The 21,444-nt window shown below is 60.0% G+C and carries 21 protein-coding genes; 18 read left to right on the top strand and 3 right to left on the bottom strand.

All coding sequences use genetic code 11. The features are described 5' to 3' along the window. The first annotated feature begins 65 nt into the window (after positions 1-65). The 3 genes from KGA88_RS00480 (at position 66) to KGA88_RS00470 (ending at position 2,877) form a co-directional block, all read left to right on the top strand. A complete protein-coding gene (locus tag KGA88_RS00480; protein ID WP_110660466.1) occupies positions 66-512 on the top strand; it encodes a MarR family winged helix-turn-helix transcriptional regulator in 447 nt (148 codons plus the stop codon). A gap of 316 nt (positions 513-828) precedes the next feature. Then, positions 829-2,178 carry an NCS2 family permease gene (locus KGA88_RS00475; protein ID WP_015096117.1) on the top strand — a complete coding sequence of 450 codons (1,350 nt, stop codon included), beginning with the start codon at positions 829-831 and terminating at the stop codon, positions 2,176-2,178. Between the two features lie 72 nt (positions 2,179-2,250). Beyond that, positions 2,251-2,877 carry a LysE family translocator gene (locus KGA88_RS00470; protein WP_223588180.1) on the top strand — a complete coding sequence of 209 codons (627 nt, stop codon included), beginning with the start codon at positions 2,251-2,253 and terminating at the stop codon, positions 2,875-2,877. A gap of 193 nt (positions 2,878-3,070) precedes the next feature. Here KGA88_RS00470 and uraH read toward each other — a convergent pair whose 3' ends face one another. Then, positions 3,071-3,424, bottom strand: a complete 354-nt coding sequence (gene uraH, locus KGA88_RS00465) for a hydroxyisourate hydrolase (RefSeq protein WP_008017679.1) — start codon at positions 3,422-3,424, stop codon at positions 3,071-3,073. 434 nt (positions 3,425-3,858) lie between these two features. Here uraH and puuE point away from each other — a divergent pair, with 434 nt between their 5' ends. The 8 genes from puuE (at position 3,859) to KGA88_RS00425 (ending at position 12,000) form a co-directional block, all read left to right on the top strand. Then, the gene (gene puuE / locus KGA88_RS00460) at positions 3,859-4,785 is read left to right on the top strand and encodes an allantoinase PuuE (protein WP_108218982.1); all 927 of its coding nucleotides are present in this window, start codon (positions 3,859-3,861) and stop codon (positions 4,783-4,785) included. Continuing rightward, a complete protein-coding gene (uraD, locus tag KGA88_RS00455) occupies positions 4,782-5,297 on the top strand; it encodes a 2-oxo-4-hydroxy-4-carboxy-5-ureidoimidazoline decarboxylase (protein ID WP_223588178.1) in 516 nt (171 codons plus the stop codon). Before puuE ends, uraD begins: the two co-directional genes overlap by 4 nt. 90 nt (positions 5,298-5,387) lie before the next feature. Continuing rightward, positions 5,388-6,383 carry an allantoicase gene (gene alc, locus KGA88_RS00450; RefSeq protein WP_110660462.1) on the top strand — a complete coding sequence of 332 codons (996 nt, stop codon included), beginning with the start codon at positions 5,388-5,390 and terminating at the stop codon, positions 6,381-6,383. Between the two features lie 122 nt (positions 6,384-6,505). Next, positions 6,506-7,009, top strand: a complete 504-nt coding sequence (locus KGA88_RS00445) for an ureidoglycolate lyase (RefSeq protein WP_085723223.1) — start codon at positions 6,506-6,508, stop codon at positions 7,007-7,009. Positions 7,010-7,059: 50 nt separating this feature from the next. Next, positions 7,060-8,361 carry a urate hydroxylase PuuD gene (locus KGA88_RS00440; RefSeq protein WP_223588175.1) on the top strand — a complete coding sequence of 434 codons (1,302 nt, stop codon included), beginning with the start codon at positions 7,060-7,062 and terminating at the stop codon, positions 8,359-8,361. 161 nt (positions 8,362-8,522) lie between these two features. Continuing rightward, the gene (locus tag KGA88_RS00435) at positions 8,523-9,881 is read left to right on the top strand and encodes a nucleobase:cation symporter-2 family protein (RefSeq protein WP_223588173.1); all 1,359 of its coding nucleotides are present in this window, start codon (positions 8,523-8,525) and stop codon (positions 9,879-9,881) included. Between the two features lie 170 nt (positions 9,882-10,051). Then, the gene (locus tag KGA88_RS00430; RefSeq protein WP_223588171.1) at positions 10,052-10,837 is read left to right on the top strand and encodes an outer membrane protein OmpK; all 786 of its coding nucleotides are present in this window, start codon (positions 10,052-10,054) and stop codon (positions 10,835-10,837) included. A gap of 377 nt (positions 10,838-11,214) precedes the next feature. Next, positions 11,215-12,000, top strand: coding sequence for an outer membrane protein OmpK (locus KGA88_RS00425; RefSeq protein WP_110661893.1), 786 nt, complete (start codon positions 11,215-11,217; stop codon positions 11,998-12,000). A gap of 114 nt (positions 12,001-12,114) precedes the next feature. Here the strand turns inward: KGA88_RS00425 and KGA88_RS00415 are convergent, their stop codons facing one another. Continuing rightward, entirely contained in the window at positions 12,115-13,287 is a 1,173-nt protein-coding gene (locus KGA88_RS00415) for a patatin-like phospholipase family protein (RefSeq protein WP_223588168.1), read from the bottom strand. A 63-nt stretch (positions 13,288-13,350) separates the two neighbouring features. After that, positions 13,351-14,283, bottom strand: coding sequence for a lipid A biosynthesis lauroyl acyltransferase (locus KGA88_RS00410; RefSeq protein ID WP_223588166.1), 933 nt, complete (start codon positions 14,281-14,283; stop codon positions 13,351-13,353). Between the two features lie 118 nt (positions 14,284-14,401). On the opposite strand from KGA88_RS00410, the gene minC reads away from it, so the two are divergent. From minC to KGA88_RS00375, 7 genes are all read left to right on the top strand, one after another. Beyond that, complete coding sequence (gene minC / locus KGA88_RS00405) at positions 14,402-15,139, top strand: septum site-determining protein MinC (RefSeq protein ID WP_046037759.1); 738 nt, start codon at positions 14,402-14,404, stop codon at positions 15,137-15,139. A gap of 201 nt (positions 15,140-15,340) precedes the next feature. Beyond that, positions 15,341-16,153, top strand: coding sequence for a septum site-determining protein MinD (minD, locus tag KGA88_RS00400; protein ID WP_223588164.1), 813 nt, complete (start codon positions 15,341-15,343; stop codon positions 16,151-16,153). Between the two features lie 3 nt (positions 16,154-16,156). Continuing rightward, positions 16,157-16,411, top strand: coding sequence for a cell division topological specificity factor MinE (gene minE / locus KGA88_RS00395; protein WP_007974947.1), 255 nt, complete (start codon positions 16,157-16,159; stop codon positions 16,409-16,411). A 192-nt stretch (positions 16,412-16,603) separates the two neighbouring features. Continuing rightward, complete coding sequence (locus KGA88_RS00390) at positions 16,604-17,239, top strand: RluA family pseudouridine synthase (RefSeq protein WP_223588161.1); 636 nt, start codon at positions 16,604-16,606, stop codon at positions 17,237-17,239. Positions 17,240-17,448: 209 nt separating this feature from the next. Further along, on the top strand, positions 17,449-18,738 hold the full coding sequence (locus tag KGA88_RS00385; protein WP_007974949.1) for a M18 family aminopeptidase: 1,290 nt from the start codon (positions 17,449-17,451) through the stop codon (positions 18,736-18,738). A 235-nt stretch (positions 18,739-18,973) separates the two neighbouring features. Beyond that, positions 18,974-19,150, top strand: coding sequence for a hypothetical protein (locus KGA88_RS00380; RefSeq protein ID WP_008048365.1), 177 nt, complete (start codon positions 18,974-18,976; stop codon positions 19,148-19,150). Between the two features lie 126 nt (positions 19,151-19,276). Further along, the gene (locus KGA88_RS00375; RefSeq protein WP_223588158.1) at positions 19,277-21,394 is read left to right on the top strand and encodes a mechanosensitive ion channel domain-containing protein; all 2,118 of its coding nucleotides are present in this window, start codon (positions 19,277-19,279) and stop codon (positions 21,392-21,394) included. Positions 21,395-21,444: the final 50 nt, after the last annotated feature.

Genomic DNA, 21,444 nt, shown 5'->3' with positions numbered 1-21,444 from the left:
AGGCATGAAGAAAATGAGTCAAACTTATTGACCGAAATTACGCTTCCTCGAATGGATACGTCAATATGCTTGACCTTAAAAACCCGCTATCCCAGCAACAAGCCATGGAAGCGTTTTTCTTCGGCTACCAGGCCTTCACCGCCAAGGCCGATGAAATGCTCGAACGTCGCGGCCTGAGCCGGGTCCATCAACGCATCGTGTTTTTCATCGCCCGCTATCCGAACCTGAGTGTCAAGGAACTGCTGGCCTTGCTCGGCGTGAGCAAGCAGGCGCTGAACATGCCGCTGCGGCAATTGTTGGAGATGCACCTGGTCGAGAGCGTCGCGTCCGAAACTGACAAGCGCAAGCGGTTGCTGGAATTGACTGCCGAAGGTGCCCGGTTTGAACAAGCGTTGCGGCGCGAGCAGGTGAAATTGCTCGAGCGGGTGTTTGGCGAGGCTGGGGAACAGGCCGTGAATGGGTGGTTGGCGGTGAATCTGGCATTGGGGAAAAATCATTCAGCGGCTGAATGAATGTTTTCCTTTTAGACATGCGTCGGTCATCTGGCCCCTTCGCGAGCAAGCCCGCTCCCACATTTGAAACCCGTTCGAAGGTGGGAGCGGGCTTGCTCGCGAAGGCGTCGGAACAGGCGATATATCCCTAAAGCCAAATATTTCGTCGACAAAACCAAAAACATTATTTGCTTTCTTTGTATACAAAAGCATAATCCACTTCGTGCGAGTTCCTGACCAAGCGGTCAACAAATTCGCAAGCACCTCAAAGGGCCGCTGCCACCCCTCTCGGATCCGGCCCTGGAAATAAAAATAAAACTCTTGAGGAGTACTCGCTGTGGAAAGCCGCAAATCCGAAGCATCGACGCTGGATCTCTCGCCGCCACTACGCAATGGCTTGCTGGAGCGTCTGTTCAAACTCAGCTTGCATGGCACCACGGTGAAGACCGAGTTGATTGCCGGTCTGACTACCTTCATCACGATGGCCTACATCATCTTCGTCAACCCCAACATCATGGCTGACGCCGGGATCGATCATGGCGCGGCATTCGTCGCTACCTGTATCGCTGCGGCCTTGGGTTGCCTATTGATGGGCCTGTACGCCAACTGGCCGGTCGGCCTGGCACCGGGCATGGGGCTGAACGCCTTCTTCACCTACACCGTGGTCGGCACCATGGGCTACAACTGGGAAACCGCCCTCGGCGCGGTGTTCGTTTCCGGTGTGCTGTTCATGATCCTGACCTTCTCGCGAATCCGCGAATGGTTGCTCAACAGCATCCCGGTCAGCCTGCGCTTCGCCATGGGCGCCGGCGTGGGTCTGTTCCTGGGGCTGATTGGCCTGAAAACCGCGGGTATCGTCGTCGATAGCCCGGCCACCCTGATCAAGCTCGGTTCCCTGCGCGAGCCTGGCCCACTGCTCGCCGCCGTGTGTTTCCTGATGATCGCCATCCTCAGCTACCACAAGGTCTTCGGCGCAATCCTCATCAGCATCATCACCGTGACCCTCGCCGGTTGGGGCTTGGGCTTGGTGCATTACGAAGGGATCATGTCGGCCCCGCCAAGCCTGGCTCCGACCTGGATGGCCATGAACGTCGCCGGCGTGTTCAACGTCAGCATGATCAGCGTGGTCCTGGCGTTCCTTTTCGTGCACATGTTCGACACCGCCGGCACCCTGATGGGCGTTGCCCAGCGCGCCAACCTGGTCGGCGCTGACGGCAAGATCGAAAACCTCTCCCGCGCGATGAAAGCCGACAGTGCTTCCAGCGTATTCGGTGCGGTGGTGGGTGTTCCGCCAGTGACAAGCTATGTGGAAAGTGCTGCCGGTGTGGCCGCTGGTGGTCGGACTGGTCTTACCGCAGTCACCGTTGGTGTGCTATTTATAGCCGCAATGTTTTTCGCACCACTGGCCGGCATGATTCCCGCCTATGCCACCGCTGGCGCACTGATTTATGTGGCAATGCTGATGATGGGCGGCATGGCCCACATCGAATGGGACGAAGCCACCGACAGTATTCCGGCCATCGTTACCGCGATCATGATGCCGTTGACCTTCTCGGTCGCTGACGGCATCGCGCTGGGCTTCATCACCTACGTGGCGTTGAAGGCCGGCACCGGCAAGTACAAGGAAATTTCCGTGAGTCTGTGGGTGCTCTGCGCGATCTTCATCGCCAAGTTCATCTTCTTGTAAACCTTACGCGGGACCCGCTTGAAAACAGCCTCACCCCGTCGGGTGGGGCTTTTGTGCAAATGGAGGAAAGTGATGAGTCTGGAAACCTGGCTGCTGTTCAGCGGCGCTGCGCTGATTGTGATCCTGATCCCGGGGCCACTGTCTTTGTTGATGATCAGCAACAGTCTGAATTACGGCCTGCGCCGCTCATACCCGGCTTTTCTTGGCGGCGTATCGGCCTCGATCTGCCTGCTGAGTGCTTCGGCGCTGGGCCTGGGTGCGTTGTTGCTGGCTTCCGAACAGCTGTTCAGTGCCCTGAAGATCCTTGGCGCGCTGTACCTGTTCTACCTCGCCTGGCAAAGCTGGCAGCAATCGCGCCTGCCATCCCACGGCGCTGAAGTGCCACAGGCTGCGCCGGTGCCGCGCTTTCGTGCGCTGTTTGGTCGAGCGTTCATGCTCGGCGCGAGCAACCCGAAAGACATTCTGTTCTTTGCCGCGTTCCTGCCGCAGTTCTTGAGTGCCGAACAGCCGTTCCTGCCGCAACTGCTGGTGATGATTGCGACCTGGACCGTGCTCGACCTGCTGTGCAAATTGGCCTATGGCCTCGGCGCCCATGGTGCGGCGCGATATCTGCGCAGCGGCAAGGGCCAGAGCTGGTTTAACCGGATCAGTGCCGGGTTGTTTGGTGGTGCGGGTGCAGCGTCCCTGCTGAGCCGCTAACAGTTGTAGGAGCGAGCTTGCTCGCGATGGACATCAACGATGACGCGGGACATCTGAATGCCCGCGTTGTCTGGGCCTCCATCGCGAGCAAGCTCACTCCTACAGGCGAAAAAAAGCCCGCAGTGTGAGCGGGCGAAAGACCAAAGAAGCTATATGCGCAGTCGCTTCCAGGGTGCTGCAGCTGCTTGGGGGATCAGCTGCCGCGGTACGTGGAATAGCTGTAAGGCGAAATCAACAACGGCACATGGTAGTGATCCTGCTCGGCGGAGATGCCAAAACGCAGCACCACGACATCGAGGAAAGCAGGCTCCGGCAGCTTGACGCCACGAGCGCGGTAGTAATCGCCGGCATGAAACTGAACCTGATAGACCCCGGTGCGGTAGTCATCGCCTTGCAGCAGCGGTGCATCGACACGGCCATCGCTGTTGGTGACTGCAGTGGCGACCAATTCCAGCTGCGAACCTTCAACGCGGTACAACTCGACCTTGATCGAGCTGCCCGGGCAACCGTGTGCTGCGTCCAAAACGTGAGTAGTCAAACGTCCCATTGATTCTGCGCGCCTGCCTGCGTGGAGCAGTCAGACTTCGCGCCTCCCAAAGTCAGTTGAAAAGGAGACCGCACCGATTCGGAGCACGAAAAGCTGCGGCGAGCGACTGATTAAGACATTTTTCAAAAAAATTGTACACAATAAAAACGACATTTTTCGCATTGCCCTCGCCATCCGCATATTTACCGTCGATTTCCCGCCAAACCGCACAGCCCATGAACCCTTCAGCGAATTACTGACCAGTCAGGCAGATTTCTTGCAGGCTCACGCCAATAGCAGTAAAAGATGACAGTCGGTGAAAAATGCGAAAATTCAGGCTTACAAAGTGAATATAAAGTTGTATACAATCAGCCCATCGCTGTGACGCCAGCCTGCCATCCAATTTTCAGCTGCGTCACACCAACCGTCATCATCGAACAAGAAGGAAGCCTGCAGTGAGCGCTGACTACCCACGCGACCTGGTCGGTTACGGCAGTAACCCTCCTCATCCACACTGGCCGGGCAATGCCCGCATCGCCCTGTCGTTCGTACTCAATTACGAAGAAGGCGGCGAGCGCAACATCCTGCACGGCGACAAAGAGTCCGAAGCCTTCCTCTCGGAAATGGTTTCCGCCCAGCCGCTGCAAGGCGCGCGCAACATGAGCATGGAATCCCTTTACGAGTATGGCAGCCGTGCCGGCGTGTGGCGGATCCTCAAGCTGTTCAAGGAATTCGACATTCCGCTGACCATCTTCGCCGTGGCCATGGCCGCACAGCGTCACCCGGACGTGATCCGCGCCATGGTCGATGCCGGCCACGAGATCTGCAGCCACGGCTATCGCTGGATCGACTACCAGTACATGGACGAAGCCCAGGAACGCGAGCACATGCTCGAAGCGATCCGCATCCTCACCGAAATCACCGGCGAACGCCCGCTGGGCTGGTACACCGGCCGCACCGGCCCGAACACCCGTCGCCTGGTGATGGAAGAAGGCGGTTTCCTCTACGACTGCGATACCTACGACGACGACCTGCCCTACTGGGAACCGAACAACCCGACCGGCAAGCCGCACCTGGTGATCCCGTACACCCTGGACACCAACGACATGCGCTTCACCCAGGTCCAGGGTTTCAACAAGGGCGACGACTTCTTCGAATACCTCAAGGATGCGTTCGACGTGCTCTACGCCGAGGGCGCCGAAGCACCGAAGATGCTGTCGATCGGCCTGCATTGCCGCCTGATCGGCCGTCCGGCGCGTCTGGCTTCGCTCAAGCGCTTTATCGAATACGCTAAAAGTCATGAACAGGTGTGGTTCAGCCGTCGCGTCGACATCGCTCGCCACTGGCAAGAAACCCACCCGTACACAGGGGCTGCCAAATGAGCACCTTTCAAACCCTCAAGCCATCGAGCCTGAGCCGCGACGCCTTCGTCGCCGCTTTCGCCGACATCTACGAACATTCGCCATGGGTGGCCGAGAAGGCCTTCGACCTGGGCCAGGACGCTTCGATCGACGAGATCGAAACCCTGCACCAGCGCATGAGCGACATCCTGTTGAGCGCCGATCACGAAAGCCAGCTGGCTTTGATCAATGCTCACCCGGACCTGGCCGGCAAAGCCGCCGTCCAGGGCCAGTTGACCGAAGCCAGCACCAATGAACAGGCTGGCGCCGGTATTCACCAATGCACGGCCGAAGAGTTCCAGCGCTTCACCGAGCTGAACGACGCCTACAAAGCCAAGTTCAAGTTTCCCTTCATCATGGCGGTAAAAGGCAGCAACCGGCATCAGATCCTCGCAGCGTTCGAAACGCGCATCCACAACTCGGTCGACACCGAATTCAAGTGCGCGCTGGCGGAGATCAACAAGATCGCCCTGTTCCGATTACTGACCCTATAGCGATCCTGGCCCGAGCACGTTCAAGAACGCCGAACCCGCCCAGGGCCCCGAGAGCATCCCAAGCCACTTATTTAAAGGCAGACAAGAAGAATGAAAGCTTACGCCGTACCTTTCGAGAAGTTCGTCAACCTGGCCGATGCCCGCCTGGGCACCAAAATCATCTCGGTCACCGATGACTGGTTCGCAGACGCCAATCGTCTGTTCCAACCGACCCCGGCCGTATGGAAGGAGGGCGTGTTCGATGACAACGGCAAGTGGATGGACGGCTGGGAATCGCGCCGCAAGCGCTTCGAAGGCTTCGACAGCGCCGTGATCCGCCTGGGCGTACCGGGTTCGATCAAGGGCGTCGACATCGACACTTCATTCTTCACCGGCAACTTCCCGCCGTCGGCATCCCTGGAAGCCTGCTTCCTGGCCGAAGGCGAGCCGACCGAAAACACCCAGTGGGTTGAAGTACTGTCCGCCGTCGAGCTGCAAGGCAACAGCCACCACTACCACGAAATCAACAACGACCAGGCCTTCAGCCACCTGCGCTTCAACATCTACCCGGATGGCGGCGTGGCTCGTCTGCGCGTGTACGGTGTGCCGTTCCGCGACTGGTCGGCTACCGGCGACAACGAGCAAGTCGACCTGGCCTCCGCCCTCAACGGTGGCCGCGCCCTTGCCTGCTCCGACGAACACTTCGGCCGCATGAGCAACATCCTCAACCCGGGCCGTGGCATCAATATGGGCGACGGTTGGGAAACCGCGCGTCGTCGTACCCCGGGCAATGACTGGGTGATCGTCGCGCTGGGTCATGCCGGCGAAGTCGAGAAAGTCATCGTCGACACCCTGCACTTCAAGGGCAACTACCCGGACACTTGCTCGATCCAGGGCGCGTTCGTGAAGGGCGGTACCGACAGCCAGATCGAAACCCAGTCGCTGTTCTGGCGCGAACTGCTGCCAGCACAAAAACTGGAAATGCACGCCGAACACACCTTCGCCGAGCAGATCAAGGCACTGGGCCCGATCACCCACATCCGCCTGAACGTGTTCCCGGATGGTGGTGTGAGCCGCCTGCGCGTTTTGGGCAAGGTCGCTAAATAAGCACCGATGAAAACCCTGTAGGAGCCGGCTTGCTGGCGATGGCGTCAGCGAGGTCGCTATCGCCAGCAAGCCGGCTCCTACAAGAGCAACACCCCAACACATTTGAGATTAAGAAGAACAGCATGCGCACACTGACGATTGAACCGCTGACCAAAGAAGCCTTCGCCCCTTTCGGTGACGTGATCGAAACCGACGGCAGCGATCACTTCATGATCAACAACGGTTCGACCATGCGCTTCCACAAACTGGCTGTGGTCGAAACTGCAACGCCAGAGGACAACGCGATCATCAGCATCTTCCGCGCCGACGCGCAGGACATGCCGCTGACCGTCAGCATGCTGGAGCGCCATCCGCTGGGCAGCCAGGCTTTCATTCCGCTGCTCGGCAACCCCTTTCTGATCGTGGTCGCGCCACTTGGCGATGAACCTGTATCAGGCTTGGTCCGCGCCTTCGTCACCAACGGCAGGCAGGGCATTAATTACCATCGCGGCGTTTGGCACCACCCGGTGCTGACGATCGAAAAGCGGGATGACTTCCTGGTGGTTGATCGCAGTGGCACAGGCAATAACTGCGATGAGCATTTTTTCAAAGAGGATGAGCGTTTGATCCTCGCCCCCCACCAATAAGAGAAGGTCTGATCACTCGACAACAGAGTGACAGGCGAGAGGTAAAGACTGTGGAAGCACATCTGTTGGAATGGCTGAACCTGAGCGTGCGCTGGGTTCATATGATTACTGGCGTGGCCTGGATCGGTGCGTCGTTCTATTTCGTCTGGCTGGAAAACAACCTCAATCGGGTCAACCCGAAAAGCGGTCTGGCCGGTGATTTGTGGGCGATCCACGGCGGCGGTATCTACCACCTGGAAAAATACAAACTGGCTCCACCGACCATGCCGGACAACCTGCACTGGTTCAAATGGGAAGCCTACTTCACCTGGATGTCGGGTATCGCGCTGCTGTGCGTGGTGTTCTACTCCAACCCGACGCTCTACCTGCTGGCTCCGGGCAGCACCCTGAGCGGTCCTGAAGGCGTGGCCATCGGTATTGGCTCGCTGTTCATCGGCTGGTTCGTCTACTCCTTCCTGTGTGACTCGGCCCTGGGCAAACGCCCTGCCCTGCTCGGCGGCATCCTGTTCGTCCTGATCATCGGCGCGGCGTATGGCTTCAGCAAGGTGTTCAGCGGTCGGGGGGCGTACCTGCACGTCGGCGCGATCATCGGCACCATCATGGTCGGCAACGTGTTCCGCATCATCATGCCGGCGCAACGCGCACTGGTGGCGGCGATCGCCGAGAACCGCACGCCGGACCCGGCACTGCCGGCCAAGGGCCTGCTGCGTTCGCGTCACAACAACTACTTCACCTTGCCAGTGCTGTTCATCATGATCAGCAACCACTTCCCGAGCACCTACGGCAGCCAGTACAACTGGTTGATCCTGGCCGGGATCGCGGTACTGGCGGTGTTGGTGCGTCACTACTTCAACACCCGTCACGACAGCCACAAGTTTGCCTGGACGCTTCCAGTCGCAGCCGTCGGCATGATCAGCCTGGCCTACGTCACCGGCCCTGCGCCGCTGAACAACCCGGAAGTGGCCAAGGCCCCCGCGAAGATCGAATACCAGCCGCTGCCGGAAACAGCAGTGGGCGGTGGTTTGAAACCGGCTGAAGCCAAACCTGCAGAAACGCCAGTCGCCGCTCCGGCGCAAGCGTCCAACGCAGGCCCTGGCTTTGACAAAGTGCACAGCGTGATTCAGGAGCGTTGCGCGGTTTGCCACTCGGCCAAGCCAACCAGCCCGCTGTTCAGTGCGGCCCCTGCCGGTGTGATGTTCGACACCCCCGAGCAGATCCGCCAGAACGCACCGCGGATTCAGGCACAAGCCGTCACCAGCCAGATCATGCCACTGGGCAACATCACACAGATGACCCAGCAGGAACGTGACCTGATCGGTGCCTGGATTGTGCAGGGAGCCCAGACCAATTAATCGTTGAAAAGCATCGCCAGCAAGCCGGCTCCTACGGATTTATGTCGTTCACAAATGATGCGACCGACCCAAAACCTGTAGGAGCCGGCTTGCTGGCGATCAACCGCGCAGCGGTTGCCTGATACGAAAAATCACAAGAATAAAAAGATCCGAGGTGTTGCATGTCCGAGCTCTCCAAAGCGCGCATCCCCGACGCACCCGCCATTCAGCGTTTACCCCTCTTGCAACTGATCCTGGTCGGTTTGCAACATGTTCTGCTGATGTACGGTGGTGCCATCGCGGTACCGCTGATCATCGGACAGGCCGCTGGCCTGAGTCGTGAAGAAATCGCCTTCCTGATCAACGCCGACCTGCTGGTCGCCGGCATCGCCACCATCGTCCAGTCCCTCGGCATCGGCCCCATGGGCATTCGCATGCCGGTGATGATGGGTGCCAGTTTCGCTGCCGTCGGCAGCATGGTCGCCATGGCCGGCATGCCCGGTATCGGCCTGCAAGGGATCTTCGGCGCGACCATCGCCGCCGGGTTCTTCGGCATGCTCATCGCCCCGTTCATGTCCAAGGTCGTGCGCTTCTTCCCACCTCTGGTGACCGGCACGGTCATCACCTCGATCGGTTTGTCGCTGTTCCCCGTGGCCGTCAACTGGGCCGGCGGCGGTGCTGGCGCCACTCAATTCGGTTCACCGATCTACCTGACCATCGCCGCACTGGTATTGGGCACCATCTTGCTGGTGCACCGCTTCATGCGCGGCTTCTGGGTCAATATTTCCGTGCTGATCGGCATGTGCCTGGGCTACGTGCTCTGCGGCCTGCTCGGCATGGTCGACCTCAGCGGCATGGCTCAGGCGCCATGGCTGCAATTCGTCACCCCGCTGCACTTCGGCATGCCGAAATTCGAACTCGCGCCAATCCTGTCGATGTGCCTGGTGGTGGTGATCATTTTCGTCGAGTCCACCGGGATGTTCCTCGCCCTGGGCAAGATCACCGGTCAGGAAGTCTGCCCACGGATGCTGCGTCGCGGCTTGCTGTGCGACGCCGGCGCCTCGTTCTTCGCCGGGTTCTTCAACACCTTCACCCACTCCTCCTTCGCCCAGAACATCGGCCTGGTGCAGATGACCGGCGTGCGCTGCCGCTCGGTGACCATCGTTGCCGGCGGCTTGCTGATCGTCCTGAGCCTGCTGCCCAAGGCCGCGTTCCTGGTGGCCTCGATTCCGCCAGCGGTACTGGGCGGCGCGGCCATCGCGATGTTCGGCATGGTCGCCGCCACCGGGATCAAGATTCTCCAGGAAGCCGACATCGGTGACCGTCGCAACCAGTTACTGGTGGCGGTGAGCATTGGTATGGGCCTGATCCCGGTGGTGCGCCCGGAGTTTTTCGCCCACCTGCCCGTGTGGATGAGCCCGATCACCCACAGCGGCATCGCCATGGCCACCCTCAGCGCGCTGACGCTGAACCTGCTGTTCAACATCCTTGGCGGCGCTGAACGCGCGGCCATCAACGACTGCCAGGCTCACACGCATTGATGGACCTGTGAAAGGGCTTTTGTGGCGAGGGGGCTTGCCCCCGTTCGGCTGCGAAGCAGCCGTAAATTCAATCAATTCGATCTGTCTGAAGGGACGTCAGGGGCCGCTCCGCGCCCCAACGGGGGCAAGCCCCCTCGCCACAGAAAAATAAAAACAAGAGGGAGCAACAGATGATTCGGACACAAACCAACTTGCTGTTGAGTGGCGGCCTGCTGGCCGCAAGTCAAGCCATGGCCGGCGATTTACTGCTGTGGCAGACCAACAGCCTGAGTTACCTGTACGGCAAGGATTTCGTGGTCAACCCGCACATCCAGCAGACGATCACCTTCGAACACGCCGACCGCTGGAAGTACGGCGACAATTTCATGTTCATCGACAGCACCTACTACAACGGCGAGAAAGACCGCAACAAAGGCGTCCACGCCTACTACGGCGAGTTCAGCCCACGCCTCTCCCTCGGCAAGATCCTCGACCGCCGTTTCGAATTCGGCCCGATCAAGGACGTGCTGCTGGCCATGACCTACGAGAACGGCGAGGACGATACCGAGGCCTACCTGATCGGCCCCGGTTTCGATCTCTCGGTGCCAGGCTTCAACTTTTTCACCTTGAACTTCTATTACCGCCAGACCGAAGGCTCGCGTCCTGGCGATGATGTCTGGCAGATCACGCCGGCCTGGTCCTACACCCTGCCATTGGGCAACTCGAACCTGTTGATCGACGGCTACATCGACTGGGTGGTGGATAACGACCAGAACGCCCATGGCACCTATCACGCCAACCTGCACTTCAACCCGCAGGTCAAATACGACTTGGGCAAGGCCCTGGGCTGGCGGGAGAAACAGGTGTACGCCGGCATCGAATACAGCTACTGGAAAGACAAGTACGGCATCGAAAACAGCGGCAAGTTCGACACCAATGAAAACACCACCAGCCTGCTGGTGAAGGTGCATTTCTGATGCTGCCCCGCAACCGTGCCCCACACCTGTCGTCGGTGCGCCGTTGCGGAGCACTTGAGACCTGGCCGAGGAGTCAGTATTCTCCGCGGCCGCCCGAATCCGGTTTAAAAAAAAGCCCGGATGTAAAACCTGACCAGCAGGCCAACTTATCCCGGCTCTGGCAGGCACCAAGGCACTCCAAAACCCCTCTCAATCGACCGCTCTTGAGCTGCCGAACGGGAGTTTTTTTGCTTTTTGAAAGCCTTGGCCCAGCTATTGCTAACAGCACTAAAGCTGACCGAATGGATGATTTTTTACCGCTTCAGAAACAGGCGCCACACCAGAGCGCCGATCTTAAAAAAATAACGTGGAACCACCTACTTTTTGGGAGCAACCGAATGAAACGTACGTGCACTAGCCTGATGCTGGCGGGATCGATGCTGGCCGGGGGCCAGGCCATGGCCGGCGATTTGCTGCAGTGGCAGAACAACAGCCTGAGCTACCTGTATGGCAAGGACTTCCAGGTCAACCCGCGCATCCAGCAGACGGTGACCTTCGAACACGCCGATGGCTGGAAGTACGGCGACAACTTCTTCTTCATCGACAAGATCTTCTACAACGGCAAGGAAGACGCCTTCGCGGGCAAGAACAGCCACTACGGCGAGCTCAGCCCGCGCCTGTCGTTCAACAAGATCTTCGACCAAAAGTTCGAATTAGGCCCGATCAAGGACGTCCTGCTGGCCATGACCTACGAGTTCGGTGAAGACGACACCGAGTCGTACCTGATCGGCCCAGGCTTCGACCTGGCCATCCCGGGCTTCGACTACTTCCAGTTGAACTTCTATAACCGCCACACCGAAGGCGACCGCCCGGGCGACAACATCTGGCAGGTCACGCCGGTCTGGTCCTACACCATCCCGGTGGGCGGCTCGGATGTGCTGATCGACGGCTTCATGGACTGGGTCGTCGACAACGACGTGAACAAAAAAGGCGAATACCACGCCAACCTGCACTTCAATCCGCAGGTCAAATACGACTTGGGCAAGGCGCTGAACCTGGGTGCCAAGCAGTTGTACGTCGGTGTCGAGTATGACTACTGGAAAAACAAGTACGGCATTGAAGACAGCCAGGGCTTTAAAACTGATCAGAGCGTGACCAGTTTCCTGGTCAAGGTTCACTTCTGATCATGTAGGAGCGAGCTTGCTCGCGATGGACCAGAGAGCGCCACGGGGTGTCAGGCTCCCAGCGTCATCGTTAACGTCCATCGCGAGCAAGCTCGCTCCTACAGACCGCCTATCTCAAGCCGAAACCACAGGTTCCTCCAACCCGAGAAACCGGCTCAACTCCCCGCGCTTGGCCAACGCATCCCGCCGCCCCAGTTCGATCAATTCGCTGCAATACCCCGACTCGAACAGCAGATAGCTCAACACCCCCGCCCCGCTGGTCTTGGTCGCACCCGGCCCGCGCAAAAACAGGCGCAATGCCGCCGGCAGCTCCTGGCGATGGCGCGCGGCAATCTCGTCGATCGGCTGGCTTGGTGAAATCACCAGTACATCCACTGGCGCCACGCCCAATGCCCGGGTCGGCGTGCCGTCGGGCATCAGGTGACTGAACTGGTTCAGGCGCTGCAACAGTTCAATGTCGCTTTCCAGGCTGTCAATGAACGTACTGTTGAGCATGTGCCCGCCGATCTGCGCCAGGGTCGGCTGCTGACCGGTGTAGCTGCGCTGCAAGGGTTGTTGCGGGTCGAATCCACGGGGGTTGCCGCTGACGCCCACCACCAGCACCCGGCTGGCGCCCAGATGCAGCGCCGGACTGATCGGAGCCGATTGGCGCACCGCGCCATCACCGAAATACTCTTCGCCGATTTTCACCGGGGCGAACAGCAGCGGAATCGCCGAACTGGCGAGCAAATGTTCAACGGACAAACGGGTGGGAACGCCGATGCGTCGATGGCGCAACCAGGCATCGATCTTGCCGCCGCCCTGATAGAAGGTAACGGCCTGGCCGGACTCATAGCCGAACGCCGTGACCGCCACCGCGTGCAATTGCTTCTGTGCGATCGCTTCGTCGATGCCGCCCATGTGCAGCTTGTCGTTGAGTAAATCCCGCAGCGGCGAACTGTTGAGCAGCGCCACCGGCATGTGCCTGCCGATGCCGAGCAAACTGTGGCTGACAAAGCGGCTGGCCTGGCGGATCACCCCTGGCCAGTCGCTACGCAATACCAGATGACTGCGAAAGCCCTGCCAGAAGGCCGTCAGGCGTTCGATGGCGTTACGAAAGTCCATTGCCCCGCTGGCGAGGCTGACGGCGTTGATCGCGCCCGCCGACGTGCCGACGATCACCGGAAACGGGTTGCTCGCCCCCGGTGGCAGCAATTCGGCGATCGCCGCCAAAACCCCAACCTGATAGGCCGCACGAGCCCCGCCACCGGAAAGAATCAACCCTGTAACCGGTTCGCTTGGATTCATTCGCAACTCTCCATGGTGCTTGACGGGATTTCGTTGTTTCGCCCCATTCCCCTGTATCGGGATTCAACGACGTTTGGCGTACAGCTTCGGCTCGCCCGGCGGGCGGCTCTTGAAGCGGCGGTGGGCCCACAGGTATTGCTCGGGATACTCGCGCAGCACGCTTTCGATCCATTGGTTGATGCGAATGCAGTCGTCTTCCTCGGTTTCACCGGGGAAGCCTTCGAGCGGCGCATGGATTACCAGGCGATACCCGCTGCCGTCCGCCAGACGCTCCTGGGTGAACGGCACCACCAGCGCCTTGCCCAGCCGTGCAAACTTGCTCGTGGCGGTGACGGTCGCGGCCTGGATGCCGAACAGCGGCACGAAAATACTCTGCTTGGCGCCGTAGTCCTGATCCGGTGCGTACCAGATCGCCCGGCCCGAACGCAGCAACTTGAGCATGCCGCGCACGTCTTCGCGCTCCACCGCCAGCGAGTCGAGGTTATGCCGCTCGCGGCCCTGGCGCTGGATGTAGTCAAACAGCGGATTCTTGTGCTCGCGGTACATGCCGTCGATGGTGTGCTGCTGGCCGAGCAATGCCGCACCGATTTCCAGTGTCGTGAAATGCAGCGCCATCAGGATCACGCCCTTGCCTTCACGCTGGGCCTGCTGCAGATATTCCAGCCCTTCAACGTGAGCGAGATTCGCCAGGCGTTTGCGCGACCACCACCAGCTCATCGCCATCTCGAAAAAAGCGATGCCGGTGGAGGCGAAGTTTTCCTTGAGCAGGCGTTTGCGTTCGGCGGCGGTCTTTTCAGGAAAACACAGCTCCAGGTTGCGCTTGGCAATGCGCCGTCTGTCGCCGGCCACGCGATACATCAAGGAACCCAGGACACGACCGACCCACAGCAGTGCCGGATACGGCAACTGGACGATCAGCCACAACAGCCCCAGGCCACACCACAGCGGCCAGAAACGTGGAGATAGAAATGCTTTTCGAAAACGCGGGCGGTCCATTAATGCTTCCGGAATGACAATGGCCGCGCATTCTACATCGTTCGACCCGGCTTGCGGCCTGCGGGCGTTCTCGTTATAAGTCTCGGCACTTTTAGTGACAAGTCGTTGTATGCCGACCATGAGCCAAACCGAACCGCTAGACCAAGATCCCGTGTTCCAGTTGAAGGGCAGCATGCTGGCCATTACGGTGCTGGAACTGGCCCGTAACGACCTCGAAAGCCTTGATCGGCAACTGGCCGCCAAGGTCGCCCAGGCGCCCAACTTCTTCAGCAACGCGCCGCTGGTACTGGCCCTGGACAAACTCCCGGCCAACGAAGGCGCGGTCGATCTGCCCGGCCTGATGCGCGTGTGCCGCCAGCACGGCCTGCGCACCCTGGCGATCCGCGCCAGCCGCATCGAAGACATCGCCGCCGCCATTGCGGTCGACTTGCCGGTGCTGCCACCGTCCGGTGCCCGCGAGCGTCCACTGGACCTGACCGAAGGCGAACCGAAGAAAAAACCGGAAAAACCGCCCGAGCCAACCATCAAGCCGACGAAAATCATCACTTCGCCAGTACGCGGTGGCCAGCAGATTTATGCCCAGGGCTGCGATCTGGTGGTGATCTCCTCGGTCAGCCCGGGGGCGGAACTTCTCGCCGATGGCAACATCCATGTATACGGCCCGATGCGTGGTCGCGTGTTGGCCGGCGTCAAGGGCGACACCAAGGCGCGGATTTTCTGTCAGCAAATGAGTGCTGAACTGATTTCCATCGCCGGACATTACAAGGTTTCCGAAGATCTGCGCCGCGACCCGCTATGGGGTTCGGGTGTGCAGGTCAGCCTGTCCGGCGACGTGTTGAACATCATTCGGCTTTAACGGATACTGCCGCATTTTCCAAGCATCTCTAAAACGTAGCGAAAACGGCTCAAACGAAGTAGGAAAAAGGCCGAAAGCAGTGTTTACCGGGGGTAAACGCCGCTCAAAACCGAATTCCAGCCAAGGCTGTCCGACTGCAGTAGTTTTCAGGAGATGTTTTTCAGGGGCTGGAAAGTCCTTCTTCCTTAGGGGTGAAACACCTTGGCCAAGATTCTCGTGGTTACATCCGGCAAGGGTGGTGTGGGTAAGACCACCACCAGCGCCGCTATCGGTACCGGCCTCGCTCTGCGCGGCCACAAAACAGTGATCGTCGACTTCGACGTGGGCTTGCGTAACCTCGACCTGATCATGGGTTGCGAGCGCCGCGTAGTGTATGACTTCGTCAACGTGGTCAACGGCGAAGCCAACCTGCAACAGGCCCTGATCAAAGACAAGCGCCTGGAAAACCTCTACGTACTGGCCGCCAGCCAGACCCGCGACAAAGACGCGCTGACCGTCGAAGGCGTGGAAAAAGTCCTGATGGCCCTGAAGGAAGACTTCGAATTCGTGGTCTGCGACTCTCCGGCGGGCATCGAGAAAGGCGCCCACCTGGCCATGTACTTCGCCGATGAAGCGATCGTCGTGACCAACCCGGAAGTCTCCTCGGTACGTGACTCCGATCGCATGCTCGGCCTTCTGGCCAGCAAGTCCCGTCGTGCCGAACGCGGCGAAGACCCGATCAAGGAACACCTGCTGATTACCCGTTATCACCCGGAACGTGTGAGCAAAGGCGAAATGCTCGGCGTAGAAGACGTCAAGGAAATCCTTTCGGTGGCCCTGCTCGGCGTGATCCCTGAATCCCAGGCGGTGCTCAAGGCATCCAACCAGGGTGTTCCGGTGATTCTCGACGACCAGAGCGATGCCGGTCAGGCCTACAGCGATACCGTTGACCGCCTGCTGGGCAAGACCGTGGATCATCGATTCCTCGATGTACAGAAGAAGGGATTCTTCGAGCGCCTGTTTGGAGGCAACTAAGCAATGAACCTTTTTGACTTCTTTCGTGCCAACAAAAAGCAAAGCACCGCGTCGGTAGCGAAAGAGCGTCTACAGATCATCGTGGCGCACGAACGCGGCCAACGCAGCACCCCGGACTACCTGCCAGCCTTGCAGAAGGAACTGGTCGAGGTGATCCGCAAGTACGTCAATATCGGGTCCGATGACGTGCATGTCGCACTGGAAAGCCAGGGCAGCTGCTCGATTCTGGAACTCAATATCACCCTGCCTGATCGCTGAGTCGATCCGCCAGGAGCCACGGCGGCTCGATCATTCGAAACGCACTCCCTGTAGGAGCTGGCTTGCCAGCGATAGCTTCAACGCGTTGTAACAGTCAGACCGCGTTGCCTGCATCGCCAGCAAGCCGGCCCCTGCAATGAGGGGCGTGAGAATGATCGAGCCGCCGTTGGCGTTTGTTACGAGGCTGTTTTAATGCCGTTGTCCAACATCCACATCATCCATCAGGATGCCGCCGTACTGGTGGTGAACAAACCGACCCTGTTGCTCTCCGTCCCTGGCCGGGCCGATGACAACAAGGACTGCCTGATTACCCGCCTGCAGGAAAACGGCTACCCGGAAGCGCGAATCGTCCACCGCCTGGACTGGGAAACTTCCGGCATCATCCTGCTGGCCCGCGATCCGGACACTCATCGCGAGCTGTCCCGGCAATTTCACGACCGGGAAACCGAAAAGGCCTACACCGCCCTGTGCTGGGGCCAGCCGGAACTGGACAGCGGCAGCATCGACCTGCCCTTGCGCTACGACCCGCCGACCAAGCCACGGCATGTGGTCGATCACGAATTCGGCAAGCACGCGCTGACCTTCTGGCAAGTGCTCGAACGTTGCGGCGACTGGTGCCGTGTGGAACTGACACCGATCACCGGCCGTTCCCACCAGTTGCGCGTGCACATGCTCTCGATTGGTCATCCATTGTTGGGCGACGGGCTCTACGCTCACGAGCAGGCGCTGGCCGCCTGGCCTCGCCTGTGCCTGCACGCGAGCATGCTCAGCTTTACCCATCCGCAGACCGGCGAACGCCTGCGCTTCGAGTGCCCGGCACCGTTCTGAGGTCCATACACTCCCCCTGTAGGAGCTGGCTTGCCAGCGATGAGCCCGAGAACGCCGCGGGGCGCCAGGCTCCCCGCGTTATCGTTGACGACCATCGCGAGCAGGTTCGCTCCTACAGGTTCGATACCGGGGCCCTCCCCACCAGCAGTCCCACGCCAATTCCCTGACCAATACGTTAAACTGGCGCCATTGCTGTCTGGAGCTACTTTATGCGCGAAGAGTTGAACCAAGGCCTGATCGATTTCCTCAAGGCCTCCCCTACCCCGTTCCATGCCACCGCCAGCCTCGTTCAGCGCCTGGAAGCGGCGGGCTATCAGCGCCTCGACGAGCGCGAGCCGTGGAATACCGAAGCCAACGGTCGCTACTACGTCACCCGCAACGACTCTTCGATTGTCGCGATCAAGATGGGTCGCCATTCACCGTTGCATGGCGGCATTCGCCTGGTCGGCGCCCACACCGACAGCCCGTGCTTGCGGGTCAAGCCGCAACCGGAACTGCAACGCCAGGGTTTCTGGCAACTGGGCGTCGAAGTCTATGGCGGCGCGCTGCTGGCGCCGTGGTTCGACCGTGACCTGTCCCTGGCGGGCCGCGTAACCTTCCGTCGTGATGGTAAGGTCGAGAGCCAGTTAATTGACTTCAAGGCACCGGTCGCGATCATTCCGAACCTGGCGATTCACCTCAACCGTGAAGCCAACATGGGCTGGGCCATCAACGCCCAGACCGAACTGCCGCCGATCCTCGCGCAATTTGCCGGTGACGAGCGCGTGGACTTCCGCGCCGTGCTCACCGATCAACTGGCCCGCGAACACGGCCTGAACGCTGACGTGGTGCTCGATTACGAGCTGAGTTTCTACGACACCCAAAGCGCTGCGGTCATCGGCCTGCATGGCGACTTCATCGCCGGCGCGCGCCTGGACAACCTGCTGTCGTGCTACGCCGGCTTGCAAGCGCTGCTGACGGCCGACACCGACGAAACCTGCGTGCTGGTCTGCAACGACCACGAAGAGGTTGGTTCCTGCTCGGCCTGCGGTGCCGACGGCCCGATGCTTGAACAAACCCTGCGCCGTCTGTTGCCTGAAGGTGATGAATTCGTACGCACCATTCAGAAATCCCTGCTGGTTTCGGCGGACAACGCCCACGGCGTGCATCCGAACTACGCCGACAAGCACGACGCCAACCACGGTCCGAAACTCAACGCCGGCCCGGTGATCAAGGTCAACAGCAACCAGCGCTACGCCACCAACAGCGAAACCGCCGGGTTCTTCCGTCACCTGTGCATGGCTGAAGAGGTGCCGGTGCAGAGTTTCGTGGTGCGCAGCGACATGGGCTGTGGTTCGACCATCGGCCCGATCACCGCCAGCCACCTGGGCGTACGCACCGTGGACATCGGCTTGCCGACGTTCGCCATGCACTCGATCCGCGAACTGTGCGGCAGCCATGACCTGGCGCACCTGGTCAAGGTGTTGAGCGCGTTCTACGCCTGCCGCGAGTTGCCGTAAATCCGATGCAATGAGGGACATGTGGCGAGGGGGCTTGCCCCCGTAAGACCGCGAAGCGGTCGCAAATTCTGCTGATGCAGTCCGTCTGACAGAAATGCTTGGGGCTGCTGCGCAGCCCAACGGGGGCAAGCCCCCTCGCCACAAAAGCTCGTTGCCCATACAGCATTGATACACATCACACCGGCCGCATCAAAAGCGACCTAGACTTCAAGTACCCCTCGACAAGGCTGTCTCCATGATTTCGATGTCTACCTTTCACGCCATGCTGATCCCGATTCTCGCCGGGATGCTCCTGCTGGCCGTCGGCTTCAACTTTCGCGATAAAAATGCCGGTGTGTTCGCCATGTGGATCGGCATGCTGACCATTCTCGCGACCGTGGTGATCAAGATCCTCGCCAAACTCAACGAATAATTCATCACCCTTGGCTCGCATTGATTTTGACGGGCTCGTACACTCGGTCGATCCGCTCCTTGTGAGGTTGACCGCCTAGTGCTCGCTCGTCTTTTTGCCCTCCCGTGTATTTTCCTGGTCTGCCTGATGACGCTGCTGGCAGTGGCGCCTGCCCAGGCGGCCGGCCTGCCAGGCCTTCTCAGTGGCCAGACCAAGGCGCAACCCGAAGCACAGGAACCGCTGGGGCAATCCCTGGACGAAGTGATCAAGTCACTGGAGAACGATCAGCAACGCACCAAGCTGCTGGCCGACCTGAAAAAGCTCCGCGACGCCACCAAAAAGGCCCAGCCAATTACCGAAGAAGGCGTGCTGGGCTTGATTGGCGGAACCCTGGCCACTCTCGAGAAGAAATTTTCCGGCGACGACAGTCCGCTCACGCGCTGGTCCAGCGAGTTCGATCAGGCCCAGGAAGAGTTAACGGCCCTGGCGCTGCCGGCCAATGAATGGCTGCCCATGCTGTTCGCCTTCGCCATGATCCTGATGGTCTGGAGCCTGCTGGCCGCCGCCCTGATCTGGATCAGCCACCGCGTGCGGATGCGTTTCGGCCTGACCGAAGAACTGCCGCAGCACCCTCGGGCCCTGGACATGTTGCGCTTTGCCTTGCGCAAGCTCGGGCCATGGCTGATCGCCCTGGTGATCACGGTCTACATGAGCTACGCCCTGCCCTCGTCCCTGGGCAAAAGCCTGGCCATGGTGCTGGCCTATGCACTGGTGGTCGGCACCTGCTTCTCGGCCATCTGCGTGATTGCCTTTTCCCTGCTCGACGGCCCACACCGCCACCGCGCCTTGTACATCCTGCGGCACCAGGCGTTTCGGCCACTGTGGCTGATCGGTAGCTTCGCCGCGTTTGGCGAAGCGCTGAGCGATCCGCAATTGGTCAACAGCCTCGGCAGCCATCTGGCCCATACCGCCGCGACCGTCGCCAATGTCCTGGCAGCGCTGTCCACCGGCCGGTTCATCCTGCGCTTCCGTCGGCCGATCGCCCACCTGATCCGCAATCAACCGCTGTCCCGGCGCCTGACCCGCCGCGCCCTCAACGACACCCTGTCGATTCTCGGCACCTTCTGGTACGTACCGGCGCTGGTGCTGGTGGCTATTTCCCTGTTCGCGACGTTCATTTCCGCCGGCGACACCAGCACCGCCCTGCGCCAGTCGCTGATCTGTACCGTCTTGCTGGTGTTGTGCATGGTCATCAACGGCCTGGTACGCCGCCACGCCCTCAAACCCCAGCGCGGCATCCGGCGTTATGCCGTGTATTCGGAACGACTGAAAAACTTCTTCTACACCATCGTCCACTTGATGGTGTGGCTGGCTTTCATCGAGCTTGGCTTGCGTGTCTGGGGCATGTCGTTGATCCGCTTTACCGAAGGCGACGGCCACGAAGTCAGCGTCAAGCTGTTCAGCCTTGCCGGCACGCTGCTGTTCGCCTGGCTGATCTGGATTCTCAGCGATACCGCCGTGCACCACGCCCTGACCCGCTCGCGCAAAGGCCTGGCCAATGCCCGCGCACAGACGATGATGCCGCTGATCCGCAATGTGCTGTTCATCGCGATTTTTATCATCGCGCTCATTGTCGCCCTGGCGAACATGGGCATGAACGTCACGCCACTGCTGGCCGGTGCCGGCGTGATCGGCCTGGCCATCGGCTTTGGTGCGCAGTCATTGGTCGCCGACCTGATTACCGGGCTGTTCATCATCATCGAAGACTCCCTGGCCATCGACGACTACGTGGATGTCGGCGGCCACCTCGGTACGGTCGAGGGCCTGACCATCCGTACCGTGCGCCTGCGGGACATCGACGGCATCGTCCACACCATCCCGTTCAGCGAAATCAAGAGCATCAAGAACTACTCCCGGGAATTCGGCTACGCGATCTTCCGGGTCGCGGTGCCCGCCAGCATGGACATCGACAACGCCATCAAACTGATGCGCGAAGTTGCCCAGAAAATGCGCACCGATCCGCTGCAACGGCGCAATATCTGGTCGCCGCTGGAGTTCCAGGGAGTGGAAAGTTTCGAGTCGGGCAACGCAATCCTTCGCGCCCGCTTCAAGACCGCGCCAATCAAGCAGTGGGAAGTGTCGCGAGCGTTCAACCTGTCGCTCAAGCGGCACATGGATGAAGCCGGACTGGATCTGGCGACACCGCGGATGAGTATCCAGGTGATCACCGCTGGTGGTGGCCCACAGAATGAGGGGCCCGTGTAGGAGCGAGCTTGCTCGCGAAGGTCATGAACGATAACGCGTAAATTCAGATG

The organism is Pseudomonas sp. A-R-19 (assembly GCF_019956575.1).
Taxonomy (GTDB): domain Bacteria; phylum Pseudomonadota; class Gammaproteobacteria; order Pseudomonadales; family Pseudomonadaceae; genus Aquipseudomonas.
The sequence above is the reverse complement of the archived record's forward strand: the minus strand, read 5'-3'. Positions and strand labels throughout refer to the sequence as shown.